The sequence below is a fragment of the Candidatus Pelagibacter ubique HTCC1062 genome (assembly GCF_000012345.1).
Classification (GTDB): Bacteria; Pseudomonadota; Alphaproteobacteria; order Pelagibacterales; family Pelagibacteraceae; genus Pelagibacter; species Pelagibacter ubiqueversans.
This window is the reverse complement of the sequence record NC_007205.1, coordinates 979,879-1,004,748: the sequence shown is the minus strand read 5'-3', so window position 1 is coordinate 1,004,748 and position 24,870 is coordinate 979,879. Positions and strand designations below refer to the sequence as shown.

27 protein-coding genes and 2 tRNA genes are annotated in these 24,870 nt (G+C 26.5%); 10 read left to right on the top strand and 19 right to left on the bottom strand.

Going from position 1 to position 24,870, the window contains the following annotated elements; translation table 11 throughout:
- The first annotated feature begins 18 nt into the window (after window positions 1-18).
- The 5 genes from argC to SAR11_RS05120 are packed head-to-tail and all read left to right on the top strand — an operon-like array spanning window position 19 to window position 4,323.
- Window positions 19-1,041: an N-acetyl-gamma-glutamyl-phosphate reductase gene (gene argC, locus SAR11_RS05140; RefSeq protein ID WP_011282123.1), complete on the top strand. Its 1,023-nt coding sequence runs from the start codon at window positions 19-21 to the stop codon at window positions 1,039-1,041.
- A complete protein-coding gene (locus SAR11_RS05135; protein WP_011282122.1) occupies window positions 1,038-1,262 on the top strand; it encodes a hypothetical protein in 225 nt (74 codons plus the stop codon). Before argC ends, SAR11_RS05135 begins: the two co-directional genes overlap by 4 nt.
- Complete coding sequence (locus SAR11_RS05130) at window positions 1,263-2,555, top strand: homoserine dehydrogenase (protein ID WP_011282121.1); 1,293 nt, start codon at window positions 1,263-1,265, stop codon at window positions 2,553-2,555. It abuts the gene before it with no gap.
- Window positions 2,555-3,457 carry an AEC family transporter gene (locus SAR11_RS05125; protein WP_011282120.1) on the top strand — a complete coding sequence of 301 codons (903 nt, stop codon included), beginning with the start codon at window positions 2,555-2,557 and terminating at the stop codon, window positions 3,455-3,457. Before SAR11_RS05130 ends, SAR11_RS05125 begins: the two co-directional genes overlap by 1 nt.
- A gap of 17 nt (window positions 3,458-3,474) precedes the next feature.
- Window positions 3,475-4,323 (top strand): DMT family transporter, encoded by an 849-nt coding sequence (locus tag SAR11_RS05120; protein ID WP_041185791.1) that lies wholly within the window; start codon window positions 3,475-3,477, stop codon window positions 4,321-4,323.
- Window positions 4,324-4,919: 596 nt separating this feature from the next.
- Here the strand turns inward: SAR11_RS05120 and SAR11_RS05115 are convergent.
- Both SAR11_RS05115 and SAR11_RS05110 read right to left on the bottom strand, forming a co-directional pair.
- A complete protein-coding gene (locus SAR11_RS05115; RefSeq protein ID WP_187145648.1) occupies window positions 4,920-5,198 on the bottom strand; it encodes a methylated-DNA--[protein]-cysteine S-methyltransferase in 279 nt (92 codons plus the stop codon).
- Window positions 5,179-5,616: a GNAT family N-acetyltransferase gene (locus SAR11_RS05110; protein ID WP_041185810.1), complete on the bottom strand. Its 438-nt coding sequence runs from the start codon at window positions 5,614-5,616 to the stop codon at window positions 5,179-5,181. The genes SAR11_RS05115 and SAR11_RS05110 overlap by 20 nt, the downstream gene beginning before the upstream one ends.
- Before the next feature lie 304 nt (window positions 5,617-5,920).
- Between SAR11_RS05110 and SAR11_RS05105 the strand changes: the two genes are divergently transcribed.
- Both SAR11_RS05105 and SAR11_RS05100 read left to right on the top strand, forming a co-directional pair.
- On the top strand, window positions 5,921-6,877 hold the full coding sequence (locus SAR11_RS05105; RefSeq protein WP_011282116.1) for a site-specific integrase: 957 nt from the start codon (window positions 5,921-5,923) through the stop codon (window positions 6,875-6,877).
- Between the two features lie 9 nt (window positions 6,878-6,886).
- On the top strand, window positions 6,887-7,660 hold the full coding sequence (locus SAR11_RS05100) for an FkbM family methyltransferase (protein ID WP_011282115.1): 774 nt from the start codon (window positions 6,887-6,889) through the stop codon (window positions 7,658-7,660).
- Window positions 7,661-7,682: 22 nt separating this feature from the next.
- On the opposite strand, the gene SAR11_RS05095 is transcribed toward SAR11_RS05100, so the two are convergent.
- From SAR11_RS05095 to SAR11_RS05035, 13 genes are all read right to left on the bottom strand, one after another.
- Complete coding sequence (locus tag SAR11_RS05095) at window positions 7,683-8,636, bottom strand: glycosyltransferase family 9 protein (RefSeq protein ID WP_011282114.1); 954 nt, start codon at window positions 8,634-8,636, stop codon at window positions 7,683-7,685.
- 4 nt (window positions 8,637-8,640) lie between these two features.
- Window positions 8,641-9,315, bottom strand: coding sequence for a hypothetical protein (locus tag SAR11_RS05090; protein ID WP_011282113.1), 675 nt, complete (start codon window positions 9,313-9,315; stop codon window positions 8,641-8,643).
- A gap of 6 nt (window positions 9,316-9,321) precedes the next feature.
- Window positions 9,322-10,134 carry an NAD-dependent epimerase/dehydratase family protein gene (locus SAR11_RS05085; RefSeq protein ID WP_011282112.1) on the bottom strand — a complete coding sequence of 271 codons (813 nt, stop codon included), beginning with the start codon at window positions 10,132-10,134 and terminating at the stop codon, window positions 9,322-9,324.
- The gene (locus tag SAR11_RS05080) at window positions 10,131-11,363 is read right to left on the bottom strand and encodes a DegT/DnrJ/EryC1/StrS family aminotransferase (RefSeq protein ID WP_041185790.1); all 1,233 of its coding nucleotides are present in this window, start codon (window positions 11,361-11,363) and stop codon (window positions 10,131-10,133) included. Before SAR11_RS05080 ends, SAR11_RS05085 begins: the two co-directional genes overlap by 4 nt.
- Window positions 11,335-12,045: a polysaccharide deacetylase family protein gene (locus SAR11_RS05075; RefSeq protein WP_011282110.1), complete on the bottom strand. Its 711-nt coding sequence runs from the start codon at window positions 12,043-12,045 to the stop codon at window positions 11,335-11,337. The genes SAR11_RS05080 and SAR11_RS05075 overlap by 29 nt, the downstream gene beginning before the upstream one ends.
- Entirely contained in the window at window positions 12,046-14,151 is a 2,106-nt protein-coding gene (locus tag SAR11_RS05070) for a glycosyltransferase family protein (RefSeq protein WP_011282109.1), read from the bottom strand.
- Window positions 14,151-14,384 carry a GIY-YIG nuclease family protein gene (locus tag SAR11_RS05065; RefSeq protein WP_148193091.1) on the bottom strand — a complete coding sequence of 78 codons (234 nt, stop codon included), beginning with the start codon at window positions 14,382-14,384 and terminating at the stop codon, window positions 14,151-14,153. Before SAR11_RS05065 ends, SAR11_RS05070 begins: the two co-directional genes overlap by 1 nt.
- A 23-nt stretch (window positions 14,385-14,407) precedes the next feature.
- Window positions 14,408-14,482: transfer RNA gene (locus tag SAR11_RS05060), tRNA-Glu, on the bottom strand.
- Window positions 14,483-14,532: 50 nt separating this feature from the next.
- Window positions 14,533-16,227: a single-stranded-DNA-specific exonuclease RecJ gene (gene recJ / locus SAR11_RS05055; protein WP_011282107.1), complete on the bottom strand. Its 1,695-nt coding sequence runs from the start codon at window positions 16,225-16,227 to the stop codon at window positions 14,533-14,535.
- The gene (glpX, locus tag SAR11_RS05050; RefSeq protein WP_011282106.1) at window positions 16,224-17,171 is read right to left on the bottom strand and encodes a class II fructose-bisphosphatase; all 948 of its coding nucleotides are present in this window, start codon (window positions 17,169-17,171) and stop codon (window positions 16,224-16,226) included. Before glpX ends, recJ begins: the two co-directional genes overlap by 4 nt.
- Window positions 17,171-18,163: a putative transporter gene (locus SAR11_RS05045; RefSeq protein WP_011282105.1), complete on the bottom strand. Its 993-nt coding sequence runs from the start codon at window positions 18,161-18,163 to the stop codon at window positions 17,171-17,173. Before SAR11_RS05045 ends, glpX begins: the two co-directional genes overlap by 1 nt.
- A gap of 2 nt (window positions 18,164-18,165) precedes the next feature.
- Window positions 18,166-18,447, bottom strand: coding sequence for an ETC complex I subunit (locus SAR11_RS05040; RefSeq protein WP_011282104.1), 282 nt, complete (start codon window positions 18,445-18,447; stop codon window positions 18,166-18,168).
- A 4-nt stretch (window positions 18,448-18,451) separates the two neighbouring features.
- Window positions 18,452-18,528 (bottom strand) — tRNA-Pro (locus SAR11_RS05035).
- 24 nt (window positions 18,529-18,552) lie between these two features.
- Here SAR11_RS05035 and SAR11_RS05030 point away from each other — a divergent pair.
- From SAR11_RS05030 to SAR11_RS05020, 3 genes are read left to right on the top strand one after another with little or no spacing between them, the layout of a single operon-like run.
- On the top strand, window positions 18,553-19,134 hold the full coding sequence (locus tag SAR11_RS05030; RefSeq protein ID WP_236608317.1) for a zinc-ribbon domain-containing protein: 582 nt from the start codon (window positions 18,553-18,555) through the stop codon (window positions 19,132-19,134).
- 4 nt (window positions 19,135-19,138) lie between these two features.
- Window positions 19,139-20,311 (top strand): Na+/H+ antiporter NhaA, encoded by a 1,173-nt coding sequence (nhaA, locus tag SAR11_RS05025; protein ID WP_006996915.1) that lies wholly within the window; start codon window positions 19,139-19,141, stop codon window positions 20,309-20,311.
- A gap of 3 nt (window positions 20,312-20,314) precedes the next feature.
- Window positions 20,315-20,869 (top strand): glutathione peroxidase, encoded by a 555-nt coding sequence (locus SAR11_RS05020; protein WP_049752873.1) that lies wholly within the window; start codon window positions 20,315-20,317, stop codon window positions 20,867-20,869.
- On the opposite strand, the gene SAR11_RS05015 is transcribed toward SAR11_RS05020, so the two are convergent.
- From SAR11_RS05015 to SAR11_RS05000, 4 genes are read right to left on the bottom strand one after another with little or no spacing between them, the layout of a single operon-like run.
- On the bottom strand, window positions 20,858-21,637 hold the full coding sequence (locus tag SAR11_RS05015) for an MBL fold metallo-hydrolase (protein WP_011282101.1): 780 nt from the start codon (window positions 21,635-21,637) through the stop codon (window positions 20,858-20,860). The two genes, SAR11_RS05020 and SAR11_RS05015, sit on opposite strands and share 12 nt — an antisense overlap.
- Window positions 21,637-22,401 (bottom strand): TatD family hydrolase, encoded by a 765-nt coding sequence (locus SAR11_RS05010; protein WP_011282100.1) that lies wholly within the window; start codon window positions 22,399-22,401, stop codon window positions 21,637-21,639. Before SAR11_RS05010 ends, SAR11_RS05015 begins: the two co-directional genes overlap by 1 nt.
- Window positions 22,394-23,935 (bottom strand): methionine--tRNA ligase, encoded by a 1,542-nt coding sequence (gene metG / locus SAR11_RS05005; protein WP_011282099.1) that lies wholly within the window; start codon window positions 23,933-23,935, stop codon window positions 22,394-22,396. The genes SAR11_RS05010 and metG overlap by 8 nt, the downstream gene beginning before the upstream one ends.
- Entirely contained in the window at window positions 23,936-24,868 is a 933-nt protein-coding gene (locus SAR11_RS05000) for an AAA family ATPase (RefSeq protein WP_011282098.1), read from the bottom strand.
- Window positions 24,869-24,870 lie beyond the last annotated feature (2 nt).

The following is a 24,870-nucleotide window of genomic DNA, read 5'->3' as shown; positions in this document are numbered from 1 at the left end:
ACTGTTATAATAAAAAAAATGCCTAAGCTTAATGTTTTAGTTGCTGGTTCAACAGGTTATATTGGTGTTCAATTAATTAAATTATTAGTTAAACACAGCAATGTTAACATTAAATATCTTTGTGGTAATACGTCTGTTGGAAAAAATATTTCAAGTTATGAAAAGTCATTAAGTTCAAAAAAATTACCTAAAATTATTAGATACAATAAAGAACTTTTAAAAAACATAGACCTTGTTTTTACAGCTCTACCTAATGGTGAAGCACAAGATATTTCAAATGATTTATTAAAACACAATATATTAATTGATTTAGCTGCAGACTTTAGACTTAATAAAGCATCAAATTATCTAAAATGGTACAAACAAAAACACAGATCTGTCAAAAATATTAAAAAATCAATTTATTCATTACCAGAAATAAATGGTGACAAATTAAAGAAATTTAATATTATCGGATGTCCAGGTTGCTACCCAACATCAATACTTTTACCACTTATTCCATTAGTTAGGAAAAATTTAATAAAAACAGATAATGTTATTATAGATTCAAAATCTGGTTACTCTGGTGCTGGAAGAGGCGTGCATAAAAAATATAAGAATAAAAATCTTTATGAATCCTTAAGCGCTTATGGTGTTGGTTTCCATAGACATAACTCTGAAATTCAACAAGAAATCGAAAACTACACTAAAAAGAAATTTTCTTTTACATTCACACCCCATTTAACACCAATGTTTAGAGGGATACTTAGTACTATTTACTTAGACCTTAACAAAGGTGTAGGTATTAAAAATTTAGAAAACACTTTAAAGAGTCAATATTCAAAAAACAGATTCGTTAAAATTTTAAAAACAAATTCATTGTTAAGTACAAATGACGTAATTAACACAAATAATTGCTCTATAGTAATTTGTAAAACTAAGTATAAAAATAGAGTTATTATTTTATCTGTTATTGATAATTTGATTAAAGGTGGGGCAGGTCAAGCAATACAAAATATGAATATCAAATATGGTTTTAATGAAACAAAAGGATTAATTTGAAATACTTATTTTTATCCCTAATTGTATTTTTAACTTCGTGCTCATTAAACAACGAATCTACTTATTGGAATGAAGATCCTATTAAAAAGTCTACTGATGAAAAAAAACTTTCTCAGATATTAAAAAAGACTGGTGATTACAAATCTATGACTTTTGATGAATTTAACCTCTTTCTTAAAGATTATTCAAAAAATTCAGAATACCCAGATATTAACCAATAGATGAAAAATATAATCAACATTGCTGTAGTTGGTCTAGGACAAGTTGGTATTTATTTGTTAAATGAACTTAATACTAAAAAAAAAGATATTGAACTTAAGACAGGTAAAAAGATTAACGTTGTAGCTGTTTCGGCAAGAAGCATTTCTAAAAAAAGAAGATTTAAAGTTAATAAAAAAATTTTTTTTAAAAACCCATTAGAAATTTTTGATAAGACCAAAGTAGATATTTTATTTGAAGCTATAGGTATGTCAGATGGGATTTCAAAAAAAGTTGTGGAAACTGCTTTAAAAAATAAAATACATGTAATCACTCCTAATAAAGCACTTATCTCTAAACATGGTGATTATTTGGGAAAATTAGCAGAGGAAAATAATGTTAATTTAGAATTTGAAGCATCTGTTGCTGGTGGTATTCCAATATTAAGAACCATTAAAGAGGGTCTTGCAACTAACAAAATTTCTAAAGTTTATGGAATTTTAAATGGTACTTCTAATTATATTCTTTCAGAAATGGAAAATTCTAATGATAGTTTTTTAAATGTATTAAAAAAAGCTCAAAAATTGGGATACGCTGAACCAGGTAACCCTAAATTAGATTTAAATGGTTTTGATGCATTTGCTAAAGTAAGAATTTTGTCTGCTCTAGCTTTTAATACTAAAATTTCAAAACATAAATGCTTATTGGAAGGTATTGAAAAAATTGAATTAAAAGACATAGAAATTTCCAATCAATTAAATTTACGAATCAAACTCCTTGGCATTTCAGAACTAATTAATGGCCAACTTTTTGAAACTGTACACCCATGCTTAGTTAGTAAAAGTTCTTATATTGGTAACGTTGGTGGTGTTATGAATGCTGTTATTCTCGAAGGAAAACCTGTGGGTGAAAGTATATTGCAAGGGGAGGGAGCTGGCCCTGGACCTACTTCTTCATCTTTATTATCAGATTTACTTTCAATTTTAAGAGGTAATATTAAGAAGCCATTTGGTATTCCAGGCAGTAAACGTAAATTGATTAAATGTTACAACGTTAATAATTATGTAAATTCACTATATTTGAGATTTGAAGTTAAAGACAAACCAGGTGTTTTATCAACAATCACAAACCGACTAGCTAAGTATAAAATTTCAGTAAAAAGATTAATCCAAACTCCTGACAAAAAAAATAATAAAGCTACTATTGTTATTATTACTCATAAAACTAATGAACTTAATTCTAAGAACTGTCTTTCTGTTTTTAATAAAGACAAAAATATTCTAAGATACCCAACATTGATTAGAATTTATAATTAATGGAAATATATCTAAAACTGTTTGAGGTTTTATTTCCTGTCTTTTTTGTTGTTGGTATTGGTTATTATCTTGGCAAAAATAATCCGAAATTAGATACATCTTTTATTACTACCTTTGCAGCAAATATTGGTACTCCAGCAATGATAATATATTCTTTAACATCAACTGGAATGTCTTTTGACATTTTTAAAAATTATTTTTGGTACTATTTGATAGCAATTTTTATTTTTACAATAGTAGGTATAGTTTTTTTATTTTTTTTAAATACTAAAGATATTATTCGTGAGTTACCCCCTTTTGTTATGCCTAATACTGGTAATATGGGTTTACCAATATGTTTATTCGCTTACGGCACTCAAGGTTTGGGTATCGCTGCTGCAATTTCAGCCTTAATAGTGCTATGCCATTTTACTCTTGGAGTATTTCTTGCTGATAGAAAATTTGATATAAGTGTAATTCTTAAAAACCCACCTTTTTATGCAATTATAATTTCAGTAATCTTTCTATACTTTAGAATAGAACTTCCTCTCTTCGTTGAAAATACAACTTTTCTGCTAATGTATGCTACGATTTTTTTAATATTAATGTCTTTAGGAATTGCTCTTACTCGTTTTAAGATTTTTTCATTCAAAAAAGCATTTATATCATCAATAGGAAGGGTAATACTTGGCCCAATAATTGGTTTTTCAATAATAAAATATTTTAACCTTTCAGGTTTTGCTGCTGGTGTTCTATTAATTCAATGCTCAATGCCCAGCGCTGTTTTAAATTATCTTGTGGCATCAATTTATTCGCCAAAAAAGATTGTAGATAGTGTTGCTAGTACCATTGTTGTTTCAACAGTCATGTCTTTTTTTACTATTCCTGTTGTCGTATTCTTTGCTTTAAAATACTTTAATTAAACTGTATCTATTGGCTTATGAAAGCCATCATATTTAACCTTTTAGCCTGGGTAATGCTTCCAATCATGGATGGTTTTGCAAAATATTTAAGTGCCGATATGCCCGTTTTACAGATCACGTGGGCTAGATATTTTTTTACGGTCGCATTCACTCTTCCAATAATGTTCTTGTTTTATAATAAGCAGCTTGTTTGGACAGATAAGCCTAAGTTACAAATAATAAGAGGGTTAATACTACTTTCTGCTAATATTTGTTTTTTCTACGCAATATCTGTTATCTCTCTAGCTAAAGCTCTGACACTTGCTTTTGTAGCACCTTTAATTGTTACTGCATTTTCTCCTATATTTTTGGGTGAGAAGGTGGGTATAAGAAGGTGGACTGCTGTTATTATAGGATTTATAGGCTCTCTAGTGGTTATAAGACCAGGTTTTGTGGAGATTAACTTGGCCAGTCTAGCTGCATTAGGAACAGGTGTAATGTATGGTTTCTATTTAATAATTACACGTAAATTAAGCACTTCAGATAACCCTTTATTAACTTTATTACTAACCGGATTAGTTGGGTTAATCGCCGTTTCAGGATTAATGCCATTTGTATGGGTTAATCCAACTCCTTCTCAATGGTCTATGATGGCCTCAATAGGCGTATTTGCCTGCATTGGGCACTTATTTCTTATATTATCACTTAAATACGCTGATGCCTCTAAATTGGCTCCATTTAGCTACTTTGAAATCATTACTAATATAATTATTGGGTATTACTTCTTTAGTGACTTTCCTGATAATTGGACATTCTTAGGCTTATCCATTATTATTATGAGTGGAGTTTATATCTCTAGAAGAGAATCTTATATAAAATCCTATTAACTAGGTATTACTTGTTTACTAATATCTAATATTATACATTATTAATATATTATATGCCACTGTAATTATTGATTTAATTATAATATTATTAATTTATAAAAATTACAGATAAAATATGATAATATTTAAAAATAGTTAAATTATAGTTACTAAAATAGCTTAAAATAAAATAAAAGTAGCATAAATCTATTTTTCTAACGTTGAAAAAGCTAGAATTGGGTAATTTTAATTTTTAGTTAATTAAATATAGTTCTTAAGCTGGCTAAAATTGTGATTTAGTATTGATATTAAATACTTATTTCAATTAATAGGGTATTTTTGTTAAAATTAGAGTATTTATAGTGTAGAATAGGGGGTTAAAAAAACTAGTAAAATGGTCTTTTTTACTCTCTCTATAATCGTTGCTATTGTTGACAAGTAGAGCAATGCAGTATGAGAATATACTGTTTAAACGCTCATAGGATGGTCTATTTTAGCCAAAAGTATATTTGTAGTACAACTGAAGGATGTATTACAGCAATTAAACGAAAATATGGCAAAATACCTAAAAAATGTTCAATAACAAGGGTTTTTGGCGTTTTTTGAGGTTAAAAGTACTATTTTATGAAGACTTTTTCTGATCTCAATAAACGTCGTTTTTGTTGAATTCCACCTTTTCCAGAGTATCCGCCTAGACTTCCATCTGATCTGATTACTCGATGACAGGGTATTTTAGTTGGATAGGGGTTTTTACCCACTGCATTAGCAACAGCTCTGAATGCCTTAGGTTTTCCAATAGCTTTAGCAACTTCCAAGTAGGTTTTAACTTTACCTTTGGGTATTTTCTTTAGGTAATTCCAAACTTTTAGCTGAAGCTTAGTTCCCTTTAAGTTCATAGAGTTCAAATCCAGTATTATTAGCTATTTTATCGTATAATTTCTTTGCATTTTCATTGGAGGAGTGGGTGATCCAACGAATTCCATCCCAATTATTGGTTTCAGATAATGACTTTAGGTGACTAATAAGTTTTTGAGCTATTTTTTGACCTCTAAATTCTGGCTCTACGAACAAATCGTCTAAAAAACCAATATATTGACCCTTAATTGGTCTTGGCATTGTTCTGTAATGAGCAATTCCAACGATTTTACCCTCTAATTCAAAGCAAAGACCCTTAACATCGTGGCTTTCATCGTGAATCCAGCCCCAAAGAGTGTCTAAAATCCCTGTATTCATTGGGACTTTGTAGAAATCAGCATAACCATTGTATAATTTATTCCAATTTTCTTTGTCTTTTTGCTCTAATTTTCTAATCATTTGCATTAAATAACAATTTTAAATTATTGATATATATACTAATTGTTTAAATTTTCAAAACTTGAAGCCCTTTTACATTTATCAATTTTTTTTTATAGCTTGTAATGTTCTTCGCATATTTTAATTTGGCTCTTAATTCATAAGTAGTTTCCATAATTGTTTCTATAGAGACAATGATCTAAACTAAAAGTATGGATAAGATAATAAGATATTCTTTTTTCATTATCTTAAATTATAGCTATTGACATAAGAAATCACTTAATATATTACTAACGATAATTAATGGTTATCAATAGTAATAAACATGAATGAAATAATAACAGATATAAATGCCCTAAAGAAAGAAACATTATTAAACCTACAAAGTTCTAAGTCCATCAACACTGCAAGAGCATATAAATCAGACTTTACCGATTTTAGTTTATTTTGTGTCAAAAATGGATTTAAGTCTCTACCATCTGAGCCAAAAATAGTTTCGTTATACCTAACTTATTTATCAACAAAAGAAGTTAAAATGAGCACTTTAAAACGAAGGTTAGTATCAATTGGAGTTATTCATAAGTTAAAAGGTCATTATTTGGACACAAAACATCCTGCAATAATTGAAAATATTATGGGTATAAAAAGAAGAAAAGGTAGTATTCAAAAAGGGAAAAAACCTTTATTAATCAATAATTTAAAGCAAATAATTGATGTCATAGATCAACAAAAAAAAGAAGAAATTAAAAAAATTAGAGATAGGTCTATAATTTTAATAGGCTTTTCAGGTGGGTTTCGAAGAAATGAGATAGTTTCATTAGACTTTGATGACCTTGATTTTGTTTCAGAAGGTTTAAAAATTAATATCAAGAGGTCTAAAACAGACCAATTTGGTGAAGGTTTTACAAAAGCACTACCCTACTTTGACAGCTCTCAATATTGTCCTGTAGTCTCATTGAGAAACTGGCTAGAGATATCAAGGATAAAATCAGGCTCTGTATTTAGAAGATTTATTAAGGGATCAAAGTTATCAGAAAACAGATTAACAGATCAAACAGTAGCTTTGCTTATTAAGGAGTACTTAAGCATGTTAGGAATAGATACTAAGAATTATTCAGGTCACAGTCTAAGATCTGGATTTGCAACATCTGCTGCTGAGTCAGGCGTGGAAGAGCGAAATATTATGGCAATGACAGGTCATAAATCAACAGAAATGGTAAGAAGATATATTAAGGATGCAAATTTATTTAGAAATAATGCATTAAACAAAATAAAAATATAAAGATTAAAAATGAGAAAATTAATTATCAACTTGTATAAAATCAAAATATTAAAACGACTAGTTCCATCAGTATTGAAGATATTTTTAAAAATTATGAATAAGTCTGACATTATTATTAATCATAATAATTTGTTATTAAAATTAAACTTGAAAAATCCAATCGATAGAGAAATATACCTAAGAGATGCTTATGAAAATCAGCAAATAAAATATTTAAGAGAACTAATTATTAAAGAGGAAGTGGAAATATTTATAGATATTGGTTCTCATATGGGCTTTTACACGTTAAATTTATCTCAATTAGTTAAAAGTGCCTATTCATTTGAGCCTATAATAGAAAATTTCAATCAATTAAAAGAAAATATGAAAATTAATAATTTTAAAAATGTTAAGATATACAACCTAGCATTATCTAATATAAAAAAAAAAATTATAATGTGGGTACCAAATAAAGATAAAACAGGTGGATTTTCTATATATAATAAACAAGACGAAGAGCTTAAAAAATATGCAAATAATTCAATATATAAAAAAAAAGTATCTTGCGATATATTGGATGAAATATTAATTTTTAAAAAAAAGAAAATTGTCATTAAAATAGATGTCGAAAGGCATGAAAAAAATGTAATAGAGGGTGCTATAAACCTATTAAAGAAAAATAATGTTTTATTACAGGTTGAAATATTTAAAAGTCGTAAAAAAGATGTTTTTAAAATATTAAAAAAAATAGGTTATAAATTTATTAAAAATGTTAATAAAGATCACTATTTTAAAAATTACTAATTAATTCTTAAAAAAATTACAATCATTCAAAAAAAAAATTTTCAAAATTAAATCTCTGATAGTTACTACTAATAGGTATCCACCTATCTAATTCATTAAAAATTTTAGGTGAAACAATATCAATAATTTTTTTATCAAATGCTGCCGCAATGTGAACGGTTAAACCAGTGTGGCTACTAATAACTGAATGAGAATAATAAATAATATTAATTAACTCATTTACAGTGGCTTTATTATTAAAATAAATATTTTTATTATTTTTGTATTTAAAGAAGAGAAAATTGAAAAAATCATTTCCACCGAGGTTAGAGGTTAGAACAACAGTATTATCAATAACTAGATCTGAAAGCTTTTTTTCAAATCTTTCTAAAAAAGGTTTTTTAAAAAATGACCATCTTTCATCAATGTGAATATTATAGTAATTATTTAAGTAAATATTTTTAGTAGGCATATAGGGTAAGTAATGTTTCTCAGAATGTATTTTTATATTAAGTTGTTTTAGTATCTGAAGATATAGTGATAAATAATGGTTTTTTTTATTATTTGGGTGATCATAATTTTCATTAGATGTTAAAAAAAAATTATAGAATAATGATATTAAAAATGAAGGTCGTTTTTTAATAATATTTATACCAAAAAAATTCTTATATTTAATAAATTTGATACTAGCTTTTTTATGAGCCCTAATAAGTGCGGCCAATAAATACGATGAATTTTTTGAATCTAATTGTAAAATAAGATCATATTTATTAAAGAAGAAAGATGAATAATTCTTTATCAAGAAAAATAAAGCAGAATGTTTAAAAATCAAAAATTTATTTATAAATGTGTAATGTTTTGCAATCGAGTAATTGTAAGAAGAGCATACTATAGTAATATGTGCTTCAGGAAAATTATGTTTTAAATTGTATAATATTGGAGAAATATTTAGGAAGTCACCTATTCTATCTTTTTTAAAAATTAGAATTTTTTTCATGCATTTATTTTTTTGTAAATATAACTAGATTTTGATCTGAAAGATCAATATCTAAGTTAAATTTTTTTGAAATTTCTTCACAGTTCTGAATAGAAAGAATATTAGATTCTGGTCCATCAAACTCCTTTAATCGTTTATAGAGAAAATTTTTAAAAGAAAAACTTAATACAGGTTTAATAATCCTAGACCATTCGAGACCGGTTCTACTGGTAATAATTTTGCCATCTTTATTAATTATCTTCACATACATTTTAAACATTTCATCAAAGGCAACCTCACAACAGCTAAAAGATTTTAGATTAATGTCAATAATAATATTATAAAAATTTAATTTATCATCAAATAACTTTTGATTAGCATACTTATTTTGAAAAAAAAAATTATAGTTTGATAAATTTAATTTAGAGGCATAATCTAATTCATTTTGAGACAATGATATTCCATCAATTTTATTATAAGATAACAATTTCTTTGCAATGTAAGAATTTCCAATACCAACATGTAAAATATTTTTATTTTTAAGTACTTCAGAATTGATATTTAAATAATCAACTATATATTTTTCATCCTTAGTTACATTTTTACTTTCCCAATAAGAAAAATTTCTTTTATCATTAAATAATTTACAACCATTTGGACATTTAACAGTATTGGATTTAATTTCTAAAAAAAAACTCATATTAAATTATATTACCTTTAATAAATAATTTTCATAATCAATCTTTCTAGGTAACCATCCTAATTTTAGGATTTTATTATTATTACCAAATAAGATTGTAGATTCATTATTATCAAATATTAATTCTTTTTTATATTTTGAATTAATTACATTTGCTATATTGGTTAAATTGATCTTTTTATTAGAGCAAATATTGAAGATACCTACGGCTTTATTCTTAAATAAAACTTTTATGGCAGTACATATATCTTCTATAGCTAAAAAATCACGCACATGATTCATATTTGAAAATTTAATTATATTATTTTTTGTATTAAGTTTGTTAATTATACTTGGAATAATAAATTCTTTATCTTGGTTTTTAGTTGTATAGCTAAATATCCTAGCTATGCATGGACTAATTTTTTTTGTTTTTTTTAAAATATATTGTTCACCTAGTAATTTAGTTTTACCATAATATGAAATAGGTTTTGTTTTAGTAACTTCTTTTGCAGCAATTTTATTAAATGGATAAACGTGAGATGTTGAGGCATAAAAAAACCATATTTTTTTTTTGTGAAGTTTATTTATTGAATCAATTAAGTTTTTAGTTCCATAAAAATTTACATCTAATGCTTTATTTTTATGTTTATTTACAACGGAGGTTGGTACAATTGCAGCCAAATGAATTATAGCATCAAAACTTTTTCCCTCAATCCATTTATTAACATCACTCTTATTTTCAATTCTTCCATTAAAATAATCTAGCTTATATTCTCTAAATTGATTTTTTAAATAAGATCCTAAATTGCCACTTGATCCAGTTATGCCTATTTTCATTTAAATAAGTTGATATTTAAAAGATTTTCAACAATAAATTTTAGTTCATCATTTTTTAGTGGTTTGGTGTGCAAACCAATAAAAAAACCTTTTTTTTCAATTTCATTAGCATTTATAAAATCTTTTTTTTTAGACTTAAACTTATAAATTTTAGACGCAGGTTGATTCAAAAAATTTCCACTTATAATTGGCCTTGTTTCAATACCTTTAGTAGATAAAAAATTTAAAAATTTTTTTTTACTCTTAAAAAATTTATCATTAATTTGAATAGGCAAACCAAACCAACTTGGTTTTATTTTTTTATCTACACTTACAAACTTAAATTGATTATCCCATTTTTTGTGTTTTTGTAGAGTCTTAATTATTCTACTACGGTTATTATTTCTAATTTTGATAAATTTATTTAGTCTTTTAAATTGATTTAAAGCTATTGCGGCTTGAATATCTGTAGGTCTAACGTTGTAGCCAGGTCCTATAAATAGAAATTTATCGTCTAACATTTTATATTTTTTCTTATAATAATTGTGAAAAGATGTATTTCTAGACCAGCCGTGTGATCTTAAAGTTTTTAAAATATTATAATCTTGTAAATTATCACAAACAATCATCCCCCCTTCCCCAGAAGTTATTTGATGAGAATAGTAAAATGAATAAGTACCGAAATTTCCAATTGTACCTAATTTTTTATTATTATATTCTGCACCCAAACTTTCACATGTGTCCTCAATAATTTTAAGTTTATACTTTTTTGCAATTTTAACTAATTTTGTCATATTAGCTGATGTGCCAAGAACGTGTACTAACATTATTGCTTTTGTTCGTTTATTTATTTTACTAATAATCTTGGCTGTATCTATATTAAAACTGTTCAAATCGACATCTACAAATATTGGTTTTAGATTATTTTGGATTATAGGCCATAAAGTTGTTGACCAGCAAATAGCGGGGATTATTACCTCATCTTTTGATGATAATTTTTCTTTATTAAACGGATGTGTTAAGCATGACAAAGCTAATAAATTAGCAGAAGATCCTGAATTGGTCATAACAGCATACTTAGATCCCATTTTTTTTGCGAAATAGTCTTCAAATTTTTCTGTAACTTTTGACATTGTTATAAATCTAGTTTTTAAAACTTTAATACCTTCATTTATGTCTTTTGAATTGAATGCATTAGTCAAGAGTGGGTATTTATACATTTTAGTCATTCTTATATTTAATATCTTCATAGGGTGTTTTTATTTTTAAAAAAAATTTAACTAAACTGTCATTTTTATTAACAGGAACTCTGGGTAAAAGATATTCATTAAATTTATCTTTTATATACCTGGATCTTTTTGTTGTTACAGCAAATTCATAATATTTCTTAATGATTTTAACAGTTTCATTATCATATGATCCATAAGGATATGAAAAAAATTTTACATCAATGTTAAATTCTTCCTTAAAAAAATTCTTAGATCTTGATATCTGACTAATTTTTTCATTTATATTAATTTTTTGTAAATTTTTATGTGAGGAGGTGTGAGATCCAATTGTCATACCATTTTTTAACCACTCATCAACTTGTATTTTACTCATAGTTTTTAATAAAATAAAATCATTTTTGTGTTGATCCCAAATGTTATGAAGATTCAAATAATCAGTTACAAAAAAGCATGTAGCTTTAAAATCAAATTTTTTTAATATAGGTAAAGCATTTATCAAAACATCCTCGTAACCATCGTCAAAAGTAATAATAAATTTATTTTTATCATTTTGATTAATTTCATTTAAATTGATGGTGTTATAGCCTTTTTTTTTCATAAAATTCATCTGATTATAAAATTTATCAACCGAAAGACTTAGAGAGTTTTTACTATCTGATATAGAATGATACATTAAAATTGGTACTTTATTAGAAGTACTCATTTATTCCCAAAAATATTTATTTTTTTTTTTCAAATTCATGCTTTTATCAATTATAAAATTAGCAATTTTGTTTGAATTAAAATATTTGAGATATTTCTCTTGTCCTTTTTTTGCAATCTTATTTCTTATTTTGTGATTTACCTTATAGAAATTTATTTTTTTCGAAAGATCATTCATCGATTTATAAAAAATTACCTCATCATTAGAAAAAAATTTCTTCAATTTAGTTTTTATATCAACAAAAGTTAAAATTCCATTTCCTATTAATTGGGCAATTCTATCACTAGAATAATATTTCGTTGGTTTTCCTTGACTTAAATTGAGAGCCATCTTTGATTTTTTTAAAGATAATTTAAAGTCGTCTGACCATACGGGCTGTTCATCACCCAAGCCATGTAAATTAAATTTTATGTTAGGGTTTTTTTTTATTAATTCTTTTATAATTAAGCTTCGTTGATCAAATTTGCCTTTTTTTAAAATACCTCGGTGTACACCATGAGACATCGCAAAAAAAAGGTCATATACGGGATATTTATTATCATAGCATTTTAGAGTTTCAAATGAACTATCTGCAGGATTGGGCATGTAAAAAATTTTATATTTTTTAGGAAAAGATAGAGCATCAGGAGATGTGGTGCAAAAACTACAATCCATTAACTCTATTTTATCAAGAAATCGTCTTTTATTTTTTTTCCAACCTTCATTCATTTTATCTAAAAACCATTGTGTAATTTTAATTGATGGATAATTTTTTTTTATAAACTTTAATGTAGATAAACTGACCAAGTCAGCATGACCAAGAATAATTAAATCAGGAAGATAATTGGCAATCGTGTCAATAATTTTTGAGTTAAGTTTTTTTGAACCATCAAAATCTTTAAGTGATCTATGATAACTCACTATATCTCTATCACTTATTGTTAAAACTGAATGATTTGATCGAACTAGTCCATTATTTATTCTTCTACCAGTATTATAAAATAATCTACCATTATGGCGTTCATTAAAGTTTGTAATATGAAGTATCTTTAATTTTTTATTCTTTTTAATAAAATATTTTATTGATAGTCTTTCTCTAGTATCATCTATTAGTTTTGATACAAATTTATTAGTAAGATAAAAATTCTTAATTGAATTTATTTGTAAATTATTCCTTAGTTTTTCATCAATAATTAATTTTTTAATTAAGATATACAGATTAGTAGAATCAATTTTTCTTAAAATTAACGCATCCGAAGTTGTTTCGGGTAATCCACCTCTACTACTAATGATTGTCGCACATCCATGGCTAGATGATTCAAGGCTTGTTCTTCCAAAAGGTTCATTCCATCTTGAACAAACAACAGATATGGAGGTTTTTTTTAAAATTTTAAGAACATTTTTATGGTTTTGAAAACCATTAAGGTTAAAACGATTATGTTTGAAATAAATTTTTTCTCGAGATTCATCACCTACAACTTCCACATTCCAATTTGGAAATTCATTTAATATTTTGATAGCTGCTTCACCAAAGATATCGTACCCTTTTGCAGAGTTTAATTTTCCAATAAAAGTTATAATATTTTGTTTTTTTTTTAAATCTATCTTAGGTTTTATTGTTGACTGATAGATAACAGTTAATTTTTGAACTTTAATATAAACTTTTGGCAAATTAAATAAGAACTGTTTTTTAGTCCATTCACTATTAAATATAATTTGATCAAGATTTTCGATCAAAAACAATCTTTGTTTAATTGATTTGGATCCATTCATTTCAAGAGGATTATTATGAAAGTATAAAATTTTTTTAGATTTTTTAATTTTTAGAATTTTTTTTACGTAATTGGGTCTATTATGTATTTCTATTATATCTGAATTAATCACACTTCTTTTTTTTATAAAATTATTAACATAAAAATTACTGCTACTCTCAAGTAATTTTTTTTTATTTAATGATAAATTAATATAATTTTTTAATAAATCTTTTTTAAAATCAGTATTTCCATATACATTTGTTGTTTTTTTATATTTACTTTTTAAAACAGTATCATTTATAAATATAGAAACTGCACCTGCATATTCAGATGAAAAATTTTCTTTATAAGGGAGTAATATTGATATTTTCATTATAGAGATTTTTTTAATAATTCTTTTCTTAAATTCTTATTATTTTTAAGTTTATACTCAAATGACATAGCTTCCTTTTTATCTCTAAATTTTTTACTATAAATTAAAATCCATTTATATCCCTTTGTGGCTTTAGCACCATTATTAGAATTGTGTTTATTCAGTCTTAGCTCTAAATTATTTGTATAACCAACGTAAGTCTTTTTATAACCTGCTGAAATAGATTTGAGCATATATGTGTAATATAACATATTTATGGCGGTCCCTGGGGGAATCGAACCCCCCTTTGCAGGATGAAAACCAGCTGTCCTAACCGATAGACGAAGGGACCATGAGGTGATCTTTTATTTTAAAAGTCATTATTTATCAAGTGTAATTAAGTTATAGGATAAGGTCTCTAATAGTTAATTGAAGAGTTTTTTTATTATTCCAGATATTCTCTCCGATTTGGCCTATTACATTAATGTTATTTTTATAACTCATTAAGTGTTCACCAATCATAGTATTAATAGTATTAAACGATATTGATTTAATTGAAAATCCTGTTTTTGATTTTAATATTACAGATATATGCTTGTTATTTAGAACTATTGGTTTAATTATTTTTAGATCTCTTAGCATGAATGTGGGTACTGAGTTTCCTGTACCAAAAGGTTCTAATTTTTTTATATCATCATAAAAATCTTGATTAAATGCTAATGGCGAAACTTCTGATTCATATGAAAATATATTATTATTTACAGTATTAGATTTTAAAAAATCCTCTAATATATAATTTTCAAAATCTTTAAGATTTGCTTTATTTAGCGTAAATCCTGCAGCCATATTATGACCACCACCATTTATAATTATATCTTTATCTAGTAAATTTTTAATTATGCGACCAATATTATAATTATAAACTGATCTTGCAGATCCTTTTAATAATTCATTAGATGCTGTAATAACAATGGAGGGTTTATTAAAGTAATCTTTTAATCTTGCTGCAATAATTCCAATTAAACCTTCGTTTATATTTGGATTATAATAAATTATTACTTCTTTATTTTCTTTTTCAATTTTTTTAAAATCAATTTCATTTAATAGCAAATTTTCTATTTCTTTTCTTTTATTATTCAATTTAATTAAATAAGTAGACCTATCTTTGATAACCTGATCGTTATTAGAAGATAATAATTCCGTAGCATATTGTGACTTACCCAACCTACCACCAGCGTTTAATATAGGGCCAATTAAATAGCCTAAATCATTAATATTAATTTTATTTTTTTTTTCATTTAAGTCAAACAAAGTACTTAGTGGTAAATTTTTTGTTATATCAAAATTTTTAAGGGCATTTAATGCAATTAATCTATTAAGTTTTCTTAAAGGCATAACATCACATACTGTAGCCAACAAAACATATATCAAATAATCAGATATATTTATTTTAGTTTTGATTTTTTTAATCAATAAATCTAAAAAAAAATATGTAAGTGTAGTTGCACACAAATAGTCATATTCTTTATAACTATTATCTTTTTTTGGGTTTATAATTGAATTTGCATTTGGAAAAGGCTTATTAATTTCGTGATGATCAATGATTAAAGATTTTATTTCATTCTCATTTAAAAAATCTATTGCTTCATTAGATGTTGAGCCACAATCCACCATAATAATTAATTTAGGCTTTTCTAAGATCAGTTTTTGGAATAGTTTTTTGGTAGCTCCATAACCATCTTTTTCTCTATCAGGTATATAGTAAAAAAATGGATGATTTATATCTTCAAAAAATTTAACAAATAAAGATGTAGCTGCAGAGCCATCAACGTCATAATCACCTAAAATGCATATTTTTTCATTATTATTGATGGAATTTACAACAAGGTTAATAGATTGACTGAAATCTTTATTATTTAAAAAAACATTGTTTAAATCTAAATCTGTATTGATTGTTGCTATTTCATCATTATCAAATTTTCTTGAAATAATTAATCTAGATAAAATTTCACTAAAATCATGTTCTTGTTTTAATTTATCAACAATATTCTGATTAATTTTTTTTTGTTCCCACTTCTTACCTGAAACAGAAATCATTCTTCGATAAGGTTTGTTCTTTTTACCGTTTCTTTAAATTTTAAACTTTTGTGTGTAACCAATGTTTCGGTTGTATATTTGTTATTATCAACTTTTACACCAGCTAACATCTCACTTGTAGTAATTCCTGTTGAACAAAATATAGAGTCTCCTTTTATAATTTCAATTAATTCGTATTTTTTATTTAAATCAGTTATTCCCATTTTGTTTGCATCTTTAATATCCTTGTCGTTATCAAATATAAATCTCCCTTGAAAATGGCAGTCAAAAGCATCAAGGGCTGATGCTGCCAACACTCCTTCTGGACCACCGCCAATACCCAAAAATATATCAATATTATATTTTGGATTTGTCACATACAATGCACCAAGAACATCACCATCAGTAATTAATTTAATATTTATATTTAGTTGCTTTAATTCATCAATTATTTTTTTGTGTCTTGGTCTATCCAATATACAGGCTGTCAGTGATGAGATGTCTTTGTTTAAGAAATCTGCAAGATTTGTAAGGTTTTTCTTTAACGGAAAATCTAGATCAACCAATCCTTTTTCAATTGGTCCAGTTGCAATTTTATCCATATAAGTTTCTGGTGCATTAAAAAGATTTCCTTTTTCAGCAATTGCAATAACAGATGTTGCTCCAGGTAAATTATTTGCTGCAAAATTTGTTCCTTCTAAAGGATCAACAGCAATATCAAAATAAGGTCCATCCTTATTTCCAAGTTTTTCACCTGTATAAAGCATTGGTGCCTCATCAAGTGAACCTTCACCAATAACAACTTCACCATTCATATCAATTTTATTTAATTCTGATCGCATTGCATCAACAGCCGCTTGATCTGCTGCAATCTTATCTTTTTTTCCAACTAAATATGACGAGGCAAGTGCTGCTTTTTCAGAAACTTTTAAAATTTGATCAACATATTTTTTATCGATAGCCATTAATCTTTTTGAGTAATCGATTCAGTAGCATTGATCTTGGATTCAAATTCTTTTAACCTTTTATAAACACTGGCGAGTTCTATGATAGTAGGCCATGATCTAAAGATATATTGCATAGACCCTTCTACTCTACCAAAAGCTCTTATAATTTGCTGCATTACCCCTAATGTCACAACGCCTGCTACTATTGCTGGAGCTAAAAAAACATAGGCTGAGAGAACATTCGCTTGAAGATAAGTTATACGACCCAAATTAAAATAAAAATATCTTAGATAAGATTTAAAATGAATTTTTCTTACATCGTTAAATAATTCATCTAAATTCTTTGGTCTTATTGTTATATTATCTTCAGCTATAACAAGTAATTTTCTATAAGAGGCTTCATTTTTTTGAAGATCGTATTCTACTCCAACTAATCTTAAAATTGAACCTAATACAATTAAGAAAAGGGTTCCACCTACAGTCCATATAAATGCACCTGTCACTAAACCATAATTCCAATCCCCAAAGAATAAAATAGGTATTCCAACACTTAAACCAAATAATATAGGTGTGAACTCAACAAGCATCATTATTGCTTCTATAAAACTTGTACCAAGTCCTTCCATAATTCTTGAAAACTTTATTGTGTCTTCTTGAACCCTTTGTGAAGCACCTTCAATAGTTCGGGCCTTATCATAGACACTGTGATACCAATCAATCATGGCAGTTCTCCATCTAAATAAATAATGTGAGGTAAAGAAAGCTACAACCGTAGCCAAAGCCACATAAATACCTGCTAATGTAATAAATGATAATAAGCTTGCCCAGTACTCTCCAATTGTGATTGAGTTAGGGGCTGCTAGAGCTTTTTGTATCATGTCATAGAACTGACCAAACCATTCATTTATTTTAACATCAATTTGTACCTGAACCCAAAGCGATGAAAGAATAATAAATGAACCAACCCATGACCATAATCGCCATTCTTTTTGAGTGAAAAATTTAAACATTATTATTTTAAAAAATTATCTGCGTAAGATTTTTTAACAGTTTTTCTTTTTTGAGGTTCAATGATTTCAAAGTCAATTTTATTTTTTTTTGCATATTCTATTGCTAATTCTTTAGAGGAAAATTCTAAATTTAATTCTGAAAGAGTATTAGAGTTAGTTTCCCAACCCATTAAAGGGTTAATTCCTGTATCTTCAGTTTTAAATTCAATTAACCATTTGTCTGATTTACCTAAACCAGACTGCATTGAATTTTTAGTGGGTATATAAATCTTTGCTTTTTTCATAAAATGGTCGGGGCGGCAGGATTTGAACCTGCGACCCTCTGGTCCCAAACCAGATGCGCTACCAGGCTGCGCTACGCCCCGATTGAGGTACTAATACATTAGATATTGATAATTTCAAAGAATAAAGAACATCAAAAACAAGGCTTTTTTACAAGAATCAGATATACATCATTTATGATCATCACTTGCAATAATTGTAATAAAAAATTCGATGTAGACTCAAGTTTAATTCCCGACATGGGTCGTTTATTACAGTGTGCTAGCTGTGATCATAAATGGTTTTTTAAAAAAGTAGCTCCTGAAAACACAGTAAGTCCAACTAATGAAGATATTAGTAATGATAATGTTAATATTTTTGAACAAAATAATTCACCGATCAATGATGTAGAAAGTGTATCAGACACATCTAATGACGAAGTAGAAGTTAACTTAGAAGAAAAAACTAAAGAAAAAATTGAGATAAATAATGGTGAAAGCACACAAGTAAATACACAGCCAAAAAAACAAAAAAATTTTAAAATATTAAATATTTTTGTTGTATCAATTATTTCATTCGTAGCTTTTATAATTATTGTGGACACGTTTAAATATCCTATTGGGAAAATTGTCCCAAATGTCGAATTTATACTTTATAATTTGTATGAAAGTATTAAAGATATCTCATTATTTATTAGAGATTTAATATAAAATTATGATCAAAAATCTTTCAAAACCTTTTAAATGGTTTTTTCAATTAGAAGCGGCAAGTGGTCTTGTATTGTTAATTGCAGCAATTATTGCTCTGGTAATAAGCAATTCTAGTTTAAGTAATTTATATTTTGATACATTAAACCAATACCTATTTATAGGTATTAATGATTTCGGTTTAAAACTTTCGGTACATCACTGGATTAATGACTTGTTAATGGCAATTTTCTTTTTCTTCGTAACACTAGAAATAAAACGAGAATTTATTCAAGGTGAGCTTTCTAATTTAAAAAAAGCATTGCTGCCAATTATAGGAGCTGTTGGGGGAATGGTGGTCCCTGCTCTAGTCTATGTTTTTATAAACCTTGGTAATTCTGAAACATTGAATGGTTGGGCAATTCCATCTGCTACAGACATAGCGTTTTCTTTGGGAATTTTGTCCTTACTTGGTTCAAGAGTTCCAATTTCTTTAAAAGTTTTTTTAACGGCTCTTGCTATAATCGATGATCTTGGTGCAATATTAATTATAGCTTTTTTCTACTCAGGTGACTTAAGCATAAGTTATTTAAGTTTAATCTTAATTTCATATATTTTACTACTTACTTTAAATAAATTTGGTGTTAAAAAGTTTATTCCCTATTTAATAATTGGTGCCTTCATGTGGTTTTTCACATATAAGTCTGGAATTCACGCAACAATAGCAGGTGTTCTTTTAGCTTCAACCATACCTCACAGAATTAAAGAAAAAGATTTCTCTTTATTAATTAAATTAGAACATGCAATCAGTCCATATGTTGCTTTTATAATAATGCCTATATTTGCATTTGCTAATGCTGGCGTATCTTTAGAGGGGCTATCATTAACTTCATTATTAGAACCTGTTCCATTAGGTATTCTTTTAGGGTTATTTGTTGGTAAACAAGTTGGGGTTATGGTTGTTTCTTTCATTGCTGTTAAATTTGGTGTAGCTCAAATGCCAGATAAATCTAGCTGGTTAAGCTTATACGGAGTTTCAATTTTAACTGGGGTTGGTTTTACTATGAGTTTGTTTGTTGGAAACTTAGCTTTTGCCGAAAATATTCAGTATATTGATGGAGTAAAAATTGGTGTTCTTGCTGGATCTTTACTGTCTACTGTATTTGGATATTTTATATTATTGTATGCCTCTAAAAAATAAGTCATGGTTTATAAAAATAATTTATTAATTCTATTAATCCTATCTATGTTTACATTTTTTGAAAAAGTTGATGCTAAATACGAAAAGCTATTTTTTGATCATTCGATAAAAAATATAAATAATGAAACTATTGATTTAAATCAATACAAAGGAAAAACTATACTTTTGGTAAATGTTGCTAGTAAGTGTGGATTTACTAAGCAATATACAGGTCTGCAAGAACTTTATGAAAAGTATAAAGACAGAGGCTTCTATGTAATTGGCGTTCCATCAAATCAATTTGGTGGTCAAGAACCAGGCACTAATTCAGAAATTAAAGATTTTTGTGAAACTAATTTTAATATTACTTTTCCAATAACAGACAAAACTGATGTTAAAGGTAATAATGCCCATGACTTATATAAATGGGCAAAAAAAAATTATGGTAATTCAACTGTTCCTAAGTGGAATTTTCATAAAATATTGATTAATAAAGAAGGAAAAATACAGGACACGTTCAATTCTTTTATTACACCAATGTCAGATAAGATAACAAAACAAATAGATTTAATTCTTTAAACTAACAGTCAAACCATCAAAACCAGGAATAATATTTTTGGGTAATTTTTTCTTAAGTTTTGCATAATCTAAATCGCTATGCATATTTGTTAATATAGTTTTTTTAGGAGTAAGGATTTTAACTATTTCTAAAACTTGATCTAAATTGAAATGAGCTGAATGATTACGGTACCACAGACAATCAATAATTAGATATTCTAAATTTTTTAATTTTTTGTAATCTTTTTTAAAGAATAGACTAATATCACTTGCATAGGCTAATTTATTGTTAATTAAATAGCAAATACTTTTAATCTTACCATGTTGAACAGGTATTGATTCAATTTTAATTTTTTTATCTTTAATTATAAATTCATGTTTTTTTTTAAGGCTATTAATATTTAAAGTTGATGGATAACCAAAAGATGATTTAAAACAATATTTAAAAGTTGAAAGCAAATATTTCTTAGTATTAATGTCCGCATAGACTGGAATTTGTTTCTTGTTTATCAAAAAAAATGGGCGCAAGTCATTAATACCATGTGTCTGGTCAGCATGAAGATGTGTATAAAAAACTTTACTAATAGATTTAATTTTATTTTTTAGAAGTTGAGACCTCAAATCTGGCGATGTATCTATTAGAATATTTTGATCATTAAATTTAATTAGAGCAGAACACCTTGTTCTAAAATTCTTTTTATTTTTTAAATCACAATCTCCAGAATATCCATCTGCTCTAGGTACACCCATTGAGCTACCACTACCCAAAATAACAAATTTAAGAGACATTATAGATTAAAAAGTTTATTAAAATTTTGAGTAGTTAAATCTGACATTTCTTGATTAGTTTTTTCTTTTAAAATAGATAATTTTTCTAAAGTATATTTAATAAAACTTGGTTCATTTTTTTTCCCTCTCATTGGTATGGGCGCTAAAAATGGACTATCTGTTTCAACAAGCAGTTTATTTAAGGGAATACTTTTAAAAGTTTTCTGAAGCTCTAAACTATTTTTAAAAGTAATTATTCCACTTGCTGAAAAAAAAGCATTTAATTCTATTAATTTATTTGCAAAATTTAACGAACCAGTAAAACAGTGCATCAAAATTTTAAGTTTTTCTGATTTATATGATTTTAAAATTTCATATGTTTCACTCTCTGCATTTCTAGAATGTATGATAATAGGCATATTAAGCTCTATAGAAGCCTCTATATGAGCTTTAAAGCTATCGATTTGTCTTTCTTTATTGCTATGATTATAAAAAAAATCTAAGCCTGTTTCACCAATACCAATAATTCGCTCATTTTGATTTACTTGACTTGTTATATAATTTTTATCAATTAAATGACTTTTCTCAGTCTCGTGAGGGTGAATACCAAAAGTTCCGAAAATCATTGGGTCGGTTATAATAATTTTTTTGATCCTATCAAAACTTTCAGGTGTAGTGCATATGGTTAATAATTTTGAGATACCAGCTTCTTTAGATCTTTTTATAACTTCATTTAAATTTTCAAGTAAAGGTTCATGATCTAAATGACAATGAGAATCAATCATGTTTTTTTTCAATTTTTTTAAACAAAATATCTATTTTGTTGATAGGTTTACCAGATATTAGATAGTCATGTTTTGCAATAGATTCCAAATTAATCGCATCAATATTTAAATTAAAAATCTTTAAGGCTTTTTCTATTGAGCTTGGAATTATTGGATAAAGCATAAATGAAATTTTTCTAATCATTTCTAAAGATGTATAGACAATGGTATTTAATCTATCTTTATCATCTTTTTTTTTCCAAGGCTCTTGATCGTTAAAATACTTATTTGCTTCAAATAAAGCGCTAACAATGAAATTAATATAATAATTAATATTTTGATTATCAATTTCAGTTCTTATTAGATCTAAATTATCAGTAAATTTATTTAGCATCACTAAATCTTCATCATTAAATTTTGTATTATCTGGTACTAATGAAGAGCAATTCTTCTCAGCAAATGCAGTCACTCTTTGACATAAATTACCATAATTATTAGCCAAATCACTATTGATACAATCCTCTAATCTATCTTGAGAAATATTACCATCATTTCCAAATGAAACTTCTTTAATCAAATAATATCTTAATGGGTCAAGTCCATAAATTTCAATAATATCTAATGGATCAAGAATATTTCCTTTTGATTTTGACATCTTTTCATCACCAGATAAAATCCAGCCATGACCATATACTTTCTTAGGTAAAGGTATTTTTGCAGCCATTAAAAATGCTGGCCAATATACAGAATGAAATCTTAATATATCTTTACCTATTAAATGAACAGATGCAGGCCAAAATTTTTTAAACAGTTCATCATTTGTATCTGGGTAGTTTAAAGCACTTAAATAATTTGTTAGAGCATCAAGCCAAACATAAATCACATGATCTTGACTATTAGGAACCTTGATGCCCCAAGAGAATGCTTTACGGCTTATGGATAAGTCTTTTAACCCACCTTTTACAAAACTAATTACTTCATTTTTTCTGGATTTTGGTGAAATAAAGTCTGGATTTTTTTCATAATATTTTAGTAGTTCATCTTGCCACTTAGATAATCTAAAAAAATAAGACTCTTCCTCTATCCATTCAACCGAAGAACCAGATGAAATGGCAATTTTAACGTTTTCTTTTTCACTAATTTCTTCATCACTGTAATAAGCTTCATCAGAAACAGAATACCAACCAGAATATTTTGATAAATAAATATCGTCATTTTTTTCAAGTTCATTCCACAGATGTTGAACTGTTTTTTTGTGTCTTTCTTCAGTAGTTCTAATGAAATCAGTATTAGATAAATTTAATGTTTTTGAAAGATCTCTAAACGTTTGACTAATTTCATCACAAAAAGTTTGAGGATCAATTTTTTTTCTCTCTGCTGCTCGTTGTATTTTTAAACCATGCTCATCCGTACCTGTTAAAAAATGAACATTGAACCCATCTATACGTTTAAATCTTGCAAAAAAATCAGCAACAATACTTGAGTATGCATGACCCATATGGGGTCTCGCTGAAGGATAATAAATTGGTGTAGTTATATAGTAATTTTTATCCATTTATAACAATTTTGATTTAAATTCTAAAAATAAACTTTCTTCGTCTAGATTAAATTTTTCTGTATTATAAATTTTTTTTATAAATTTTTGATAAAAATTAATTAATGTAACCTTTGAATTGGTTATCAGATATTTTTTCAAAAAGAATAGCTCGATTAAATTTATTAATAAAATTTTGACAGGTTTATTTTTCTTATAATAATTATTATCTATTATCGAACTTATAAAACTTGAAATAGTGTGATCCTTTAAATTAATAGATTTTTCTTCTGCAAAATTAAACAAACTAATAATTTCACCGGGTGAATTATAAAAACTTAGTAAGTCATAATTAATAAAATCAAGTACATTTTTATCCAGTATTAAATTTGAAATACTTAAGGACTCATTAAATGTAAAATTAATCTTGAATGTTAAACATCTTGATTTTAGTGTGGGTAGTATATTTTTTTCACTATTATTTATTAAGATAAAAAAAACATTTTCATTTGGTTCTTCAATAATTTTAAGTAATGCGTTGACAGAATTCTTATTTAGATTTTCAACATTATCTATTAAAATAAATCTTGCCATATTATTAAATGTTGATTTATTTGTGTAACTAATCATTTCACGTATTTGACCTACATCAATGCTTTTTTTTTCTGTTAATAAATCTATTAAATAGAAATTTGGATGGGAGTTATTTTGCAAAAGTTTATAAGATTTATTGTCCTTATGGATGCAAAAATTTTCTAAATTATATTTATAATCCTCATTTTCGGATAAAATATAGTTGATTAAATGATAGGCTAATGTTGATTTTCCTAATCCTTTTTTTCCAGACAGTAAAATTTTATTAGGCAATTTTTTGTGCTTATATAGTCCACTTAATTCATGAAAAAAATTTTCCATACCATAAATTTTAGTGTTCTCAGATGGTTTTAAATTCATAA